Origin of the sequence: Melaminivora sp. (assembly GCF_032059615.1) — a bacterium.
GTDB lineage: Bacteria > Pseudomonadota > Gammaproteobacteria > Burkholderiales > Burkholderiaceae_C > Melaminivora.
Genome location: NZ_DAMCAM010000021.1, coordinates 16,476 through 30,589, shown reverse-complemented (window position 1 = coordinate 30,589; position 14,114 = coordinate 16,476). Strand labels below are relative to the sequence as shown.

The following is a 14,114-nucleotide window of genomic DNA, read 5'->3' as shown; positions in this document are numbered from 1 at the left end:
TTGATACATAAGGGCCGGGCGCTGATTTGTTTCAAAACCGCCATGCAGCACGACAAGATCCTCATCCTCGACTTCGGCTCCCAGGTCACCCAGCTCATCGCCCGCCGCGTGCGCGAGGCGCAGGTGTATTGCGAGGTGCACCCATGCGACGTGAGCAGCGAGTGGGTGCGCGAGTTCGCCGCCGATGGGCGCTTGAAGGGCGTGATCCTGTCGGGCAGCCACGCCAGCGTGTACGAGGTCGATGACCGCGCGCCGGACGCCGTGTTCGAGCTCGGCCTGCCGGTGCTGGGCATCTGCTACGGCATGCAGACCATGGCCATGCAGCTGGGCGGCAAGGTCGAGGGTTCGCACCAGCGCGAATTCGGCTACGCCGAGGTGCGCGCACACGGCCACACCCAGCTCCTCAAGGACATCCAGGACTTCGCCACGGCCGAGGGCCACGGCATGCTGAAAGTCTGGATGAGCCACGGCGACAAGGTCACCGAGCTGCCGCCCGGCTTCAAGCTGATGGCCTCCACCGCGTCGTGTCCGATTGCCGGCATGGCCGATGAGGCGCGGCACTACTACGCCGTGCAGTTTCACCCCGAGGTCACGCACACGCCGCAGGGCGCGGCGCTGCTGGCGCGCTTCGTGCTGCAAATTTGCGGCGCCCGGCCCGACTGGGTCATGGGCAATTACGTCGATGAGGCCGTGGCGCGCATCCGCGAGCAGGTGGGCGACGAGGAAGTGCTGCTGGGCCTGTCGGGCGGCGTCGATTCGAGCGTCGCTGCCGCGCTGATCCACCGCGCCATCGGCGACCGCCTGACGTGTGTCTTCGTGGACCACGGCCTCTTGCGCCTGCACGAGGGCGACATGGTCATGGAGATGATCGCCGGCAAGCTGCACGCCCGCGTCATCCGCGTGGACGCGAGCGAACTGTTCCTGGGCAAGCTGGCCGGGGTGAGCGAGCCCGAGCAAAAGCGCAAGATCATCGGCGGCCTGTTCGTGGACGTGTTCAAGGGCGAGGCTGAAAAGCTCAAGACCGCCGGCGGCGGCCACCGGGGCGTCACCTTCCTGGCCCAGGGCACCATCTACCCGGACGTGATCGAGTCCGGCGGCGCCAAGAGCAAAAAGGCCGTCACCATCAAGAGCCACCACAACGTCGGCGGCCTGCCCGAGCAGCTGGGCCTGAAGCTGCTGGAGCCGCTGCGCGACCTGTTCAAGGACGAGGTGCGCGAACTGGGCCTGGCCCTGGGCCTGCCGCGCGAGATGGTCTATCGTCATCCCTTCCCCGGCCCGGGCCTGGGCGTGCGCATCCTGGGTGAGGTGAAAAAGGAATACGCCGACCTGCTGCGCCGCGCCGACGCCGTCTTCATCGAAGAGCTGCGCAATACGGTGGACCCGGCCACGGGCAAGAGCTGGTACGAGCTGACCAGCCAGGCGTTCGCCGTGTTCCTGCCCGTGAAAAGCGTGGGCGTGATGGGCGACGGCCGCACATATGACTATGTGGTGGCCCTGCGCGCCGTGCAGACCACCGATTTCATGACCGCCGACTGGGCCGAGCTGCCGTATGCGCTCCTGAAACGCGTCTCAGGACGAATCATCAACGAAGTGCGCGGCATCAACCGCGTGACCTACGACGTGTCGAGCAAGCCGCCGGCGACCATCGAGTGGGAGTGAAATCGGGTCCTTCGGGGACTATCGCCAGCTATCGACAAAGCTGCCGTAACGTGTTGATTTGTAAGGAAATACGTCTCGGCATCTATCGGTAGCTATCGTCGGCCAGCAAAAACGGTTGACGGTAGCGCTGACGGTAAGAATTGATGCGGAATTAAGACACTCTCGTTCACTATTGAGGCTTTTACCGTCTTTGACGGTAAAAGCCTTCTCGGGAAAGCTTGTTTCATGCGGCTTTCCGGGCATCAGCGGGTCTCCTGGTCCCTGACGGTAAAAGCCGTCAAAAAAACAGGAGAAAACCTCGATGCTGACCGACACAGCGCTGCGCAATCTGAAGCCTAAGTCATTGACTTATAAGGTTTCTGACCGGGATGGGATGTACGTGACGGTATCGCCCGCAAATACCGTCACCTTCCGATACGACTACCGTCTCAACGGCCGCCGTGAGACCTTGACCATCGGCCGCTACGGGCCAGGTGGTATTTCGCTGGCAATGGCGCGCGAACTGCTCCTGGAGGCGCGCAAAGCCGTTCTCCAGGGCATCTCGCCCGCGCTGGAAAAGCAACGCGACAAGCGCCGGGTTCGCGCCATCAAGACCTTCGGCGCGGCGATGGAGACGTTCCTCGCCCATACGAGGTGGGCCGACAGCACCCGCGCCGCGCGCATGCACATCATCGACCGGGACATCCTGCCGGTCTTCCAGAATCGCCTGCTGACCTAAATCCAAGCCGAAGACCTGCGGATCTTGTGCAACAAGGTCAAGGAGCGCGGGGCAGCCGGCCACCGCGGTGCAGATCCGGGACATCGTGAAGCAGGTCTACGTCTACGCAATCGCCCACGGCGAAAAGGTGGTCAACCCGGCCGACAGCGTGGGACCGTCCTCGATCGCTACCTTTGTGCCGAAGGATCGTGCCCTGTCGCCTCTGGAAATCCGGCTGACGGTGCAGCAACTGGAGACGGTGGCGACCTATCCGACCATCAAGCTGGCGTTGCGCCTGATCCTGCTGACGCTGGTGCGCAAGAGCGAACTGATCCAAGCCACCTGGGATGAGGTCGATTTCGAGAACGCGACGTGGACGATCCCAAAGCAGCGGATGAAGGGGCGCAACGCGCACGTGGTCTATCTGTCGCGCCAGGCGCTCGACATCTTCGTCACGCTGCACGCCTGCGCCGCAGGCTCCAGCTTCGTCTTTCCTTTTCGCTACGATCCACGGCGGTGCATGTCCAATGCGACCTTGAATCGCATCACGATGCTCGTGGCAGAAGGCGCTAAGGCCAAGGGTCTGCCGCTGCAGCCATTCACCGTCCACGACCTGCGCCGCACCGGCTCGACGCTGCTGAACGAAATCGGCTTCAACCGCGACTGGATTGACCTGCCCCCACTCGCCGTACCAGTCATTGCGAGGGAGCCCTGGGGGTCAAGGGTATCGCCAGTGAGGCGGTTGAAGTTGAACTTTCATCAGCAGCCTGCTGCCGCTGAAGGCGTGCGAAGGACCTGGGCGGCATGCGGCCGATGCTTGAATGCGGGCGCACCTCGTTGTAGTCCTGCGCCCAGGCCTGGATCACAGCACGAGCCTGGGCCAGCGTCTCGAACCAGTGCTCGTTCAGACACTCGTCGCGGAACTTGCCGTTGAAGCTCTCGATGTAGCCGTTCTGCGTCGGCACACCCGGCTCGATGAGGATGTGCTTGATGCCATGCCGCTGAGTCCAGCCCAGGAAGGCCCGGCTGGTGAACTCCGGCCCGTTGTCGGTGCGAACCGCCTGGGGGTAGCCCCTGAACCGCGCCGCCTGGTCCAGCAACCGGGTGACGTACTCGCCGCCAATGCCGAAGTCCACCGCAATGTCCACGCACTCGTGGCTGAAGTCGTCGGCCACCGTCAGACACTTCAGACGCCGGCCGCTGCACAGGCTGTCCGAGACGAAGTCCATGCTCCAGGTGGCGTTGATGTGGCTGGCCGCCACCAGCGGCGTGCGCGCACCCACCGGGCGCTTGGCCTTGGCGCGCTTGCGCACCGCCAGGTCCGCAGCCCGGTACAGCCGGTACACGCGCTTGTGGTTGACGCCGGGGTGGATCGCGCGAAGCAGGTCGTGCACGCGGCGGTAGCCGAAGCGGCGTCGCTGCAGCGCGATGGTCTTGATGGCTTCGCTCAAGGTCTGATTCTCCGTGCTCGCCGCCGGCGGGTGGCGGTACGCATCTCGGCTCAGCCCCACAAGGCGACAGGCGCGGCGTTCGCTCAATTGGTGTTCGTCCACCATGCGACGCGCAGCGTCCCGGCGCACTTGCGGGGCTAGCGCTTTACGCCCAGCACGCTCTTGAGCGCGTGCATGTCCAGGTGCGCCTCGGCCAGCAGCTTCTTGAGCTTGCCGTTCTCGGCTTCGAGTTCACGCAGCCGCACGGCCTCGCTGACCTGCAGGCCGCCGTACTTGGCCCGCTGAACCGCCCCGGCTTTTGAGGAGGTGAACCGCCCCGGCTTTTGAGGAGGCTTTTTTCTCTGAGAGGATTGAGCTATGAAGAAGTCGAACAAGTTCTCGCCCGAAGTCCGTGAGCGGGCTGTGAGGATGGTGCAGGAGCACCGGGGGGAGTACCCATCGCTGTGGGCAGCCATTGAATCTATCGCCCCCAAGATTGGCTGCGTGCCGCAGACGCTGCATGAATGGGTAAAGCGTGTCGAAGTCGATAAGGGTGTGCGCGAAGGCGTCACTACCAGCGAGGCACAGCGTGTGAAGGACCTGGAGCGCGAGGTCAAGGAACTGCGCCGGGCCAACGAGATTCTGAAGCTGGCCAGCGCGTTTTTCGCCCAGGCGGAGCTCGACCGCCGACTCAAGTCCTGAGGGACTTCATCGACAAGCACCGCAACACTTTCGGGGTCGAGCCGGTCTGCAAGGTATTGCAGATCGCCCCGTCGGGGGATCGAAGACACGCGGCGCTGCTGCGCGAGCCGCACAAACGCTGCGCCAGAGCGCGCCGCGATGATGTCCTCGTGCCGGAGATACAGCGCGTCTGGCAGGCCAACATGCAGGTCTACGGCGCCGACAAGGTCTGGCGGCAGTTGGCACGCGAGGGCACGGTCGTGGCGAGATGTACGGTCGAGCGCCTGATGCGCCGCATGGGACTGCGTGGCGTAATGCGCGGCAAGGTCGTGCGCACCACTATCAGTGACGCCAAGGCTGCTTGCCCGCTGGACCTCGTCAACCGGCAGTTTCGTGCCGAGCGCCCGAATCAACTATGGGTCTCGGACTTCACATACGTGTCGACCTGGCAGGGATGGCTCTATGTAGCCTTCGTCATCGACGTGTTTGCTCGTCGCATCGTGGGCTGGCGTGTGAGCAGTTCGATGCGCACGCACTTCGTGCTCGATGCACTGGAGCAGGCCCTGCATGCCCGGCAGCCTGAACGCGATGGCAGCCTTGTGTGTCACTCGGATCGCGGCTCTCGGTACGTCAGCATTCGGTACACCGAGCGGCTGGCAGAAGCGGGTATTGAGCCGTCTGTGGGCAGCAAGGGCAACTCCTATGACAACGCCCTGGCCGAGACGATCAATGGCCTGTACAAGGCCGAGCTGATTCACCGCCGGGCACCGTGGAAAACCAAGGAGTCCGTTGAATTGGCGACGCTTGAATGGGTGGCGTGGTTCAACCACCACCGACTGCTGGAGCCCATCGGGTACATCCCGCCTGCAGAAGCTGAGGCAAACTACTGGCGGCATCTCGCCTGTAAGGCCAGCACGATGGCGGCCTGACTTAAACCAAACAGCCTCCACGAATCCCGGGGCGGTTCAGTCAGCGCAGTGCGAGCTGCCTCAATGATCTCCTCTGCGGCGCCAGGACCCTGAAAGCGGCTGTGTGCGTAGACAAAGCGGCAAACACCGGCACGGTCCAGCCGTTGAGCTTCGGCACGGAAGTCGCCGAGCCCGGCAGCGTCCTCTGGTGCAATCACAAGCACGGCGCGGAAGTCCCAAGGAAAGTCCAACGCCTTGTTGAGTCCCCACAGGTCCTGTTGTTGCAGGCGCGCGCGAATTTCACGCTTGCGTGCCTCAAGCTCGCCCAGAGTGAAGTCCGGGTCAATGGCATCGAGGATGAGCCTGAAGCCGTACTGCACGTTGAATATGGGGCGAGCCCGCACGAGCAGCTTCATGCCCGGTCCGATGGACATCCCAGTTGCCGCTTCGAACGGCGGCAGGATCTGGTCGGCGATGCTGGCCCAGATCATGGCATTCGCCTTGGCAAGCACGACGCCATTTGAGTCTCGCTCGGCAAGCTCCAGGAACACATGCTTCCTGACGGAGACCTGCACGACGTCGACGATAGTCCACTCGCCCTGGTGGAAGGTCCGATTGACAGCATCCGCCACACCGGCCAAGAGCAGCGATAGCGACTTGCCTCGACGCTGCACTTGCACGGCACCGATGCTGGATTCCGCAACAGCCGTGTCGGTGAACCGCCGCTCAGCAGGCAGCCAAGCGCCAAAGGGTGCCAGGTCACGCCCCTCGGGCACAAACCATTTGCGCGCCTCTGCATCCCACCTTGCACCGAGCGCCTTTACGGCGCCGCGCTGAGCGTATTCGACGTTGAGGTAGGTGAGGGGCATGGCTGGCTGGGGGAGGGGCAAGCGCGATATCGTCAACCGCCCCTCATGTACTCGGTGAGCTTGTCGATGATGCGCAGCGGGGTAGGGGCCGTGACCCAGCGCTCATTGCGTGCCGTCAACAAGCCGGCCCGCAAATGCTGCGCGAACGAGGCGAGTTGCACCTCGTCGTCGTCGGCCTGCTTCTGCAGGATGACGACCTCCACGGCCCGGGAGTTCAGATGCTGCTTGTCGGGCTGTGCAGGAAAGGGGACGAACGCTTTTGGGTTGTCCTCTGTTTGATTGCTGTTCGGCAGCAGCATCTCTCGGTAGCAGCTTGCCCCCCGCTTGTGATGTGTCCCGGGCCTGGCCAGTGACCAGAAGGTCGGCGCTGAAGCGCCACTGACCCGAAACAGGCGGGGCGTGGATGTCCAGGTACGCAGCGGCGCCTCTGCCCCGTTGGAAACGCCGAAGATCTTCTCTTGGCCGATCGTCGGGGCCTGCTCACGAATCCGGATCAAGCGCAAGGTGGGCCAGCGCTGCGCGGTCAACACACCTGGCGCCACTTGGCGCGAGGTCTCGCGCATGCCCGAATCAGACAACCACGAAGCCAGTCGAGCAGCTCGAGTCGAGTCGATGAAGACCACGGCGTTTGGATCGACGGCGACCATGTCGTCGAAGGTGCTTTGGAAGAACTGCGCGAGCAGCTCGCGCTTTGCGGCCCAAGGGGCTGGCAATTCCATTCGGGTGGATGCCAGGTATTTGGCCCCCTCGTCGAAGCGCATCCAGTCCGTCTGCACGATCTCGGCCGTCTGATGGGCGAAACGCACCCAAGCCTGACCGGTCTCGCAGTCCATGCGGGTGGCGACGAACACGGACTGCGCACGGTCGCGGAACCATTCGGACTGCACGACCAGTGAACTCACTGCACCGACCCAACGTGGGGGCGACACTGATCCCGTGAAGCATGCCTCACCGGCTTGCTTCAGGCCCCAGACCGAGCCTGCGTGGCCGAACACCAGGTCGAGAAGCGCGGCCTGCACACGCGGCAGGAACTTGTCGACGCGACCGTGCTCGCTAGGCAGCAGATACTGGACGGTACAACCCAGGCTGCCGAGCGCCTTGCGCGCCGCAAGCTTGTTGACGTTGTCGTCGGGTTTGAACTTGTCGCCCTCGACCTTATAGAACATGGGCGCCTGGACCAGCACCATCGAGCGGGGTCCCAGCTTGAGGCTCTCGCCGAACTTGAGCCACTCGCGCACACGTGCGTCGAAGCGCTGCTTGCGCCGGCCTTCGGTGAAGTTCTGCATGGGGCCGTGGGTATTTGCTGGCAATGGCACGCTTAACACCTTGATGACGTCGCCCAGCATGGCTGCTGCCGTGGTCTTGATCCATTCGACGTCCTCGGGTGTTTGAGTGACCACATAGAGCTGATGACGGGATGTGTCGGCTATATATGCCGTATCTGCAGTCAGCGTGCGAACCGCCGCGACCACCCTGTCGCGTTCGGCATCGGGGGCAGGAACGTCCGCCTTGAACCAGCGGTCAGGGGAAACTGACGTGATGGCCTCGAGTGCCTTACCGGGTGGCGCCTCATCATCGTCGTGCTCGTGGCGATCGAGCAGGCGCCCGAGCGTGACCTCAGCCTTAAGCATCGCCAAGGGCGGGGCCTTCACGGTCACTGCTTTGGCTGTGCTGAAATCGGTGAAGGGACGCAGGCCTAGTTCGCCAAGCACCGCAGAGATCCGCTCGAACGCGTCCGCCTGGTCGACCAGCGGAACGCCGGCTTGCAGCTTGGAGTGGTGCTGTTCGGTCACCTCGGGCTTGAGCATGACCAGGACGCTGGCTGCCTCTTCGCTTGGGTAGGTGAAGACGCCCTCGTTTTCGTGTCCAGGGACCAAGTTGAAGGCATATTCGTACTGTTGGTAGCCGAGGTCGGTTATCCACTTCCCGGCTCGCTGGCGCATCACGCTGAAGCGGTAGGCACTTTGCGGCCGCATCGCGTGCGGCAGGACGAACCCTCGAATCGACGAACTCACGGTGTAGCCGCTCTTCAGGCCATCGGCCCAGCGGCGGCGCTTGAACTCGCAATAGATCAACGGCTTGGTGGAGCCAGGTAGCGTCTGCACGCTGAGCTCACACACTAGGCTGAAGCGGCCGCCCGCAGCCATGTGCGGCCGCGTCATGACTTCTGCACTGTTGTGCTCAGGGCCTCCGACCACGCGCACTACCGGACCGAGTCCAGGGAAGAGTTCCTGACCGGCCAGGTGGGCAGCCAACACCCCGGCCGTGACATCAAATGGCGTGGGCGTGCCGGACTTGGCTTGGGGCATCCTGCCCCAGGGAAATATCTGGACCCTTGATGGAGTGGTGCGGACGATCCGATCTTCTTGGCCCAGCCGCCGCAACGCGGCGACTCCGGGAGCATAGGCCCCGCGTGACTCGCAGTAGCGCGCCAAGACGCCTTCCGACCATGTCGCGAACGCATCTTTGATCTTCTGCAGGTCTGCGCGCGCATCGGCACTTACCAGATAGCCCCAGGCCTCGGGGGCGGCCGCCGAATTCGACGGCACGTACAGGGAACGCAAGCCGATGTCGTCATCGATGCCAACCCAGGCGTCGATCTGCAAATGCAACTGGGCACGAAGGTGCGCGTACGGTAGATGAAGGAATGCCTCTTCGTCTTCTTCTTGCGCACGTGTTGTTGCTTCATCGCGGATTTGCTTGAGCACCCTGAGCGCATCAACGGTCCACGATACCGCGACGACGTTGCGCGTCAGCGGCGTGGTGTCATCAGCAAATTCCATGGCGAATGCCGCATCGCGCGAAATGGCTTTCATCAAGTTTCCTCCCCTTTCAATGGGGCATCGGCCGCCCATAACGGGTTGTCGTGCCATTCCTCTTCCACCGAAGTGTCCTCAAGCACCGGGGCCACGTTCAAGCCGTGGATGTCTGTCAGCGGTCGCAGGAACGCGCCGTACAGAGCCTGGTAGAGCGCAGCTTCCCTCGGGTCGTCGGAGGACACACCCTTTTCTAGGATGACGCGTAGCTGGACGAGCATGCTGCTCGTTTCATTGTCCAGTTCGCCCCGCGAGGTCTTTTCGGCCCACGCTCGATCGACGAAGAAGCACTGCACCGGGCAGCCATTGCGCATGGCTCGTCCAATCGTCTGCATCAGGTTCACGGCGATATTTGCCGTGAAGGGCTCGAACAACTTGCCTAGCCCGCGCGCGTACAGAGGCCGGCGGAGCAATCGGCCGATCTGCTGATAAGCCTGCCGGCGTGCGCCAAGCCACCGGCGGCCGAGCTGTTCGAGCGACGTGGAATCGTCCTGGCGCAGATCGAAGTCGAGCGTTGCCTTCGCAGCCATGCTCACCGGCAGGCTCATGTCGTGAGGCGTTGGATGAGGTCGGGTCAAGAAGTACAGGGTGCCGATCGCCGCGTCACGCTGCCTGGGCCCTGTGGTGAACACAACGTTCGTACCTCGTCCGAGGGCCCCGGGCGGAAAGATCAGTACCTGCCAGCGGTCGTCGTCGCCCAGACTCTCGACGCGAGAGGAGGTCACATAGCCTGTCGTGAGTCCGAAGTCGGGCAGATCATCGACGACAGCGACGACCTTGTCCCGCCAGGCCGGCAGGCGCAGATCGATGAAGTGCTTCAGGCGCCGTGCCTGGTCGTAGCTGTTCACCACAAAGGCAGCTTTGCGCGGCACGCCATCCCGTGGATCGAATTTAGCGCAGTCTCGCGCCAGCTGCGAGTTGATTGGCCCGCCATCGAGCAGTGCTAGCGCCATCTTTTCCAGATTGGCCATGCGAACGGTCTCGGAGCGCTCCCCGCTGAAGCGAAGAAAGGGAGCATCCGCGGCTTGGCCGTCTCGGATGGGGCGGAATTCGTAGTAGGAATCGGGCGCGTCTTCACGCTCCGGGCGCAAGCGCTGCAGCACATAGTGGGGCGCAACTGCGACATGGTGTGCCGGACTTGGGGGGAGAAAGCTGGTGGCGCTGGTCAGCAACACCGCAGGACCGTCGCGCGTGCCGTCTGCGCGCTTGATCCATTCGTGCATCCGATACATGAGCAGCCGAGGCGTGCCGGCGAACACCACGTATTGCAACTGCAAATCGACGGCGCGTCCCAGCGGGTCACGCGGCGACGGCGTTGAAAAGAAGCGCACGCCGCTCAAAGACCCGAGGATGTTGTCTGGAGAGGCCAGCAAGAGAGCCTTGGACACGAGCTCGTCGACACGCACGGGATCGAGTAGCCCCTGATCGATCATGTCATTGAGCCGAGGCGACAGGCGGCGGTAGCTGAGGATGGTGAAGGTCACCGGCAACAGCAGACCGACGAGCTGCTGTGCCTCCGCGTCGCTGGAGGTTCGCCGGACTTCGTGCAACTGTTCCGCGATGCGCTTGGTCAACCCTGCTAGCTCCTGCAGGCTCGACTCGGCCAGCCAATCGGACATCGACTTCGAGAGCTCGTCGTGTAAAGCCGCAGCGCGCTCGATCGACAGGCCAAATGCGTTGGCGGTACGGGCGATGGCGTCCGGCGCTGCGGCAACGCTGCCCGAGCGGGCGCCACGTAGCTGAAACGCGCGAATGGCCGCACCCTCCCACAGTTCGCACAGTGCATCCTTGGCTTGCGCCTGAGGGTCAGCACCGAGATCGTCCGCCAGAGTGCTAAGACGTTTGGGCGAGAGCCAATCACCGATGATGCGAAGCGGAGACATCAGCAACCCGTCAAACGCCTTGCGCAGATCGTCCGTGAGGCGTAGGACGGCGTGCGTCAGAGCGACATTGAGCTTCTCGAACTCGGCGATCTCGATGGCCAACTGAGCATAGTCGACGCCATGCAGCACTGCATTCTGTCCCGAGGCGATGGGTTGCAGCGTGCCGCGCTGCACTTGGCGATGAAATGACCTGTCGTGACCCGAGAGGCTAAGTTCGGCAATCCCGCCGCGATCCAGGTCTTGTTGCGCTCGGTCGGCCTCATCGAAGATCACGACATCGAAGACACGCGCGATAAGGTCGAAGTAGCGCTCGTCGAGTGCCGTGGTCTGACGAGGAACTTGAGTGTCTGCCGAGAGGATGTGGCCCAACCAAACGCTGGCAGTTGGCAGCTCACGCGGTGCCCGTGTGAAACCGCAAAGCGACCACACTGGGCACAGCCGGCGCTCGAGGTCCTTGCCTTCGGCATCGTCACTCGGTTCCGCTGTACGGCGCTGCCAAATGCGTGAGCAAAAGCTGTCAGCGATAGCGAAGGCTGCGCTGGGCGCGGATGTCAGGGCGGGCAGGGCGCAGACGCCCTCGAACAATGCCGCGCTGGCCGTTGTCGTGCAGAACCCTCGCAGGGGGTCGTCTGTTGCCAACGCCTCGGCAAGCTTGTGCGCGTGACGCAATCGGGTGTCGCGTGACTGACCCACTAGTAGGCCTGCGGCGACACCGTAGCGGCACAAGTCCTCGAGGTACTGACGACACACCTCGATCGACGGGAAGAAGACGGCAGCCTTGATGCCACGCACTCCCAGATAGCGCAGCAGACACATCAGCAGCGTCGTCTTGCCAGCGCCTGGCAGGCCGATCAGGTGCTTCAGCCCGTCCAGCGCCAGCTCACCCTCCACCTTGAACTCACCGTCAGCGTCAACGCTTTGCAATGCTACGGCTTGTAGGCGCTGGGCCCAGTTGCCTCGACGTGCGACATGCAGGCGTTCATCGATCGCATCCATCTCCCGTGCCTCATTGATGAGGTCCGACCAGCTCACCATGATCGGACGCCGCGTAGGGCGCTCGGCGTCGTGTCTCGTCGGTGGCGGCAGGCTGGAGGGAAGAGACTGGACGGCGTAGCGGCGCGACTCCCCGGCAAATTGCACATGGATCGCTATGGGCTTGTCTGGCCGAGCCAGTGTCATGCCATGGGGCTGGGGTACATGGGGCACTTTCAGGGCGGATAGGGCTTCGCTGAGCTCCGGCGCAACGATGTCGAACTGCGGTTTGATTGCCAAGGTCCGTTCGTCAATCCGAAACAGCCGTCGGTGCCCCGACGCCAGCGAAATGTCGTTATAGCGAACAGCTGCCCCTTTCAGAGCGGCAAGCGTTGACAAGCCGCTGCACGCGCGGCGAAGGTTGTCGAGTTCTGTCTCGCGCTCACGCAGCAAGGGCGTGCGCGCGACGCTGCGAAAGCCCATCAGGAGCGCCGGCGCGTTTTGCAGCGACCTGACTCCCAGCTCGTGAAAGAAGAAGCCCGCCAGCAGATCCAGGCGGTGCAATTGCAAGGCCTTTAGGCGCTCAGCGATCATGCCCTGGCCCTCAAATCACGCCGCAGGGCGCTCACGGATGTGAACTCGACGTCATGCCGGTTGCACTCCCGGCGCAAGATATCCAAGTAGTCGGGGAAGTGCGACAGCGCTTGGTCGTTGATGGCGATGACCTTCGTGGTGTAGAGCTCGAGACCACCAAGGCTGCGATTGAGACTAGCGGCAAGGACAAAAGGATTTGCGTGGCTCTTGACGTCGATGCCAGTGCCTTCGGCGTCAAGGCTCAAATCGCATCGGTCACGGCCTGGGTACAGCGCGGCATCCAATCCAGAAGGCTCAGTTGTCGCCGTGTCGTACAGGGCAATCTCGTCCTGGCCAGGACCACACCAGTACACCAAGATGTGTGCCTTGACGATCAGTGCGTCTTGTAGCGTGACTGCGCGTGCGAGCTCTCGCGGCACCGGCGACTCAAAGGCTTTGCACTGCCGGACTGTGCAGCTCACATGTGCATCGACCGTGGACTCGATCAAAGGCGCCCCACACGTTGCGCATCGGAATAAACCGCCTTTGACAAGGTGATGTGGCTGAACTTGCTCGTAGCAAGAGGCCAAAAAAGGGGCCGCAAGCTGAAGATTGCCGGCCTCGAGAAAACGGCGCTGCTCCGCGGCCGAGCTGATCGGGTGGCGCGTAATGAATTCGCGCAGCGCCGAGTACACCTCGCTGCCACGCGAGCCGAACAGGTCGCATGCGGATTCCAGTTGAGCGAAGGCCTGCTGCTCCTTCAGGTCGAGTTCAGACGCGGTCTGACGTGCTAGGTCGATGCACTCGATGGTCGGCAGCCTCGCGCCAGGGTCCAGCAACCGAACGCCATGAAAGCGGAACCCCGGAGTGTCGAAGACGGGCAAGTCCCATTCGCGCTCGCGCAGGGGCAGCGTACTGTTGGCCACGAGTGTGTGGGCGCCATCGGCCTGCACCGGTCGGCCGTAGAGGACATACAGGCTGGCCAGGCGCAGCATCGCAGCGCGCAGCCAGGGGGACATGGCAGCGTCGTGCACGAGAGGTTGCCCCGCGCGTGCGCGCCGGAAATGTTCCGCGAGCCCGGCCGCCAACAATGGAACGGCCTCGTGCGCCAGCTCCAGCGTCCGCGACTCGTCAACGGTCACTGATGGTGCATGTGGTCCGGGCGGCGAGGCGTTTTCTGAAGATGCGTGCTCAAGCAAAGCAACAAGCTCGGTCGGCGCCAGCGACTGCATGCGCTTGCTCACTGACTTTCGCGTCTGGCCGAGCTGTACGAGCACGCAAGCCACAACCAATTGCACCAAGTGGCGCCACTGATAGCGCTTGCGCAGCGCAGGGGCGATGATGCCCACGTTGCGGTAGTCCACGACCACGGATCGAGTGGGTGCTCGCAGAGGATGTCCTTGCCAACTGCCCTGCTCGAGCAGCAACTGCCCTGCCGTTGCGGCGAGGTCTTCAAGGGACCCGTTCCATGTAGACAGTTTCAGGAGCGTCTGGGGCAGTATCGATATCACAATTACTGGTGGGCGATATTTGAATTTGTATTCTGATATCTGAATATAGATTTGTCTAGACCTCCCATTAGCTCATAAGCTCATTGAAGGTGTTCATTGGTTACGCCATATCAAG

At 63.0% G+C, this 14,114-nt stretch carries 7 protein-coding genes, 1 pseudogene and 1 other annotated feature; of the genes and pseudogenes, 3 read left to right on the top strand and 5 right to left on the bottom strand.

Going from position 1 to position 14,114, the window contains the following annotated elements:
- Nucleotides 1–42 precede the first annotated feature (42 nt).
- Together guaA and RT051_RS06540 are read left to right on the top strand one after the other, a co-directional pair.
- Nucleotides 43–1,659 carry a glutamine-hydrolyzing GMP synthase gene (guaA, locus tag RT051_RS06545; protein ID WP_313073937.1) on the top strand — a complete coding sequence of 539 codons (1,617 nt, stop codon included), beginning with the start codon at nucleotides 43–45 and terminating at the stop codon, nucleotides 1,657–1,659.
- Nucleotides 1,660–1,960: 301 nt separating this feature from the next.
- Nucleotides 1,961–3,029 (top strand): annotated as a pseudogene (locus RT051_RS06540) (tyrosine-type recombinase/integrase); the annotation flags it as partial.
- Nucleotides 3,030–3,051: 22 nt separating this feature from the next.
- Here RT051_RS06540 and RT051_RS06535 read toward each other — a convergent pair.
- Nucleotides 3,052–4,262, bottom strand: a protein-coding gene (locus RT051_RS06535; protein WP_313073934.1) for an IS3 family transposase whose coding sequence is annotated in 2 segments (ribosomal slippage) — nucleotides 3,052–3,950 and nucleotides 3,950–4,262 — 1,212 coding nt in all. Because the reading frame shifts where the segments join, the coding sequence is not laid out codon by codon here.
- Between RT051_RS06535 and RT051_RS06530 the strand changes: the two genes are divergently transcribed.
- Nucleotides 4,165–5,396, top strand: a protein-coding gene (locus RT051_RS06530) for an IS3 family transposase (protein WP_409520560.1) whose coding sequence is annotated in 2 segments (ribosomal slippage) — nucleotides 4,165–4,456 and nucleotides 4,456–5,396 — 1,233 coding nt in all. Because the reading frame shifts where the segments join, the coding sequence is not laid out codon by codon here. The two genes, RT051_RS06535 and RT051_RS06530, sit on opposite strands and share 98 nt — an antisense overlap.
- Nucleotides 4,443–4,559 (top strand) — a sequence feature (AL1L pseudoknot). It overlaps the preceding gene by 117 nt.
- On the opposite strand, the gene RT051_RS06525 is transcribed toward RT051_RS06530, so the two are convergent.
- The 4 genes from RT051_RS06525 to RT051_RS06510 are packed head-to-tail and all read right to left on the bottom strand — an operon-like array spanning nucleotide 5,351 to nucleotide 13,852.
- The gene (locus RT051_RS06525) at nucleotides 5,351–6,244 is read right to left on the bottom strand and encodes a DUF5710 domain-containing protein (RefSeq protein WP_313073930.1); all 894 of its coding nucleotides are present in this window, start codon (nucleotides 6,242–6,244) and stop codon (nucleotides 5,351–5,353) included. The two genes, RT051_RS06530 and RT051_RS06525, sit on opposite strands and share 46 nt — an antisense overlap.
- A 32-nt stretch (nucleotides 6,245–6,276) precedes the next feature.
- Nucleotides 6,277–9,060 (bottom strand): RNaseH domain-containing protein, encoded by a 2,784-nt coding sequence (locus RT051_RS06520; protein WP_313073928.1) that lies wholly within the window; start codon nucleotides 9,058–9,060, stop codon nucleotides 6,277–6,279.
- On the bottom strand, nucleotides 9,060–12,509 hold the full coding sequence (locus RT051_RS06515) for an ATP-binding protein (RefSeq protein ID WP_313073925.1): 3,450 nt from the start codon (nucleotides 12,507–12,509) through the stop codon (nucleotides 9,060–9,062). Before RT051_RS06515 ends, RT051_RS06520 begins: the two co-directional genes overlap by 1 nt.
- Nucleotides 12,506–13,852, bottom strand: a complete 1,347-nt coding sequence (locus RT051_RS06510; protein WP_313073922.1) for a hypothetical protein — start codon at nucleotides 13,850–13,852, stop codon at nucleotides 12,506–12,508. Before RT051_RS06510 ends, RT051_RS06515 begins: the two co-directional genes overlap by 4 nt.
- Nucleotides 13,853–14,114 lie beyond the last annotated feature (262 nt).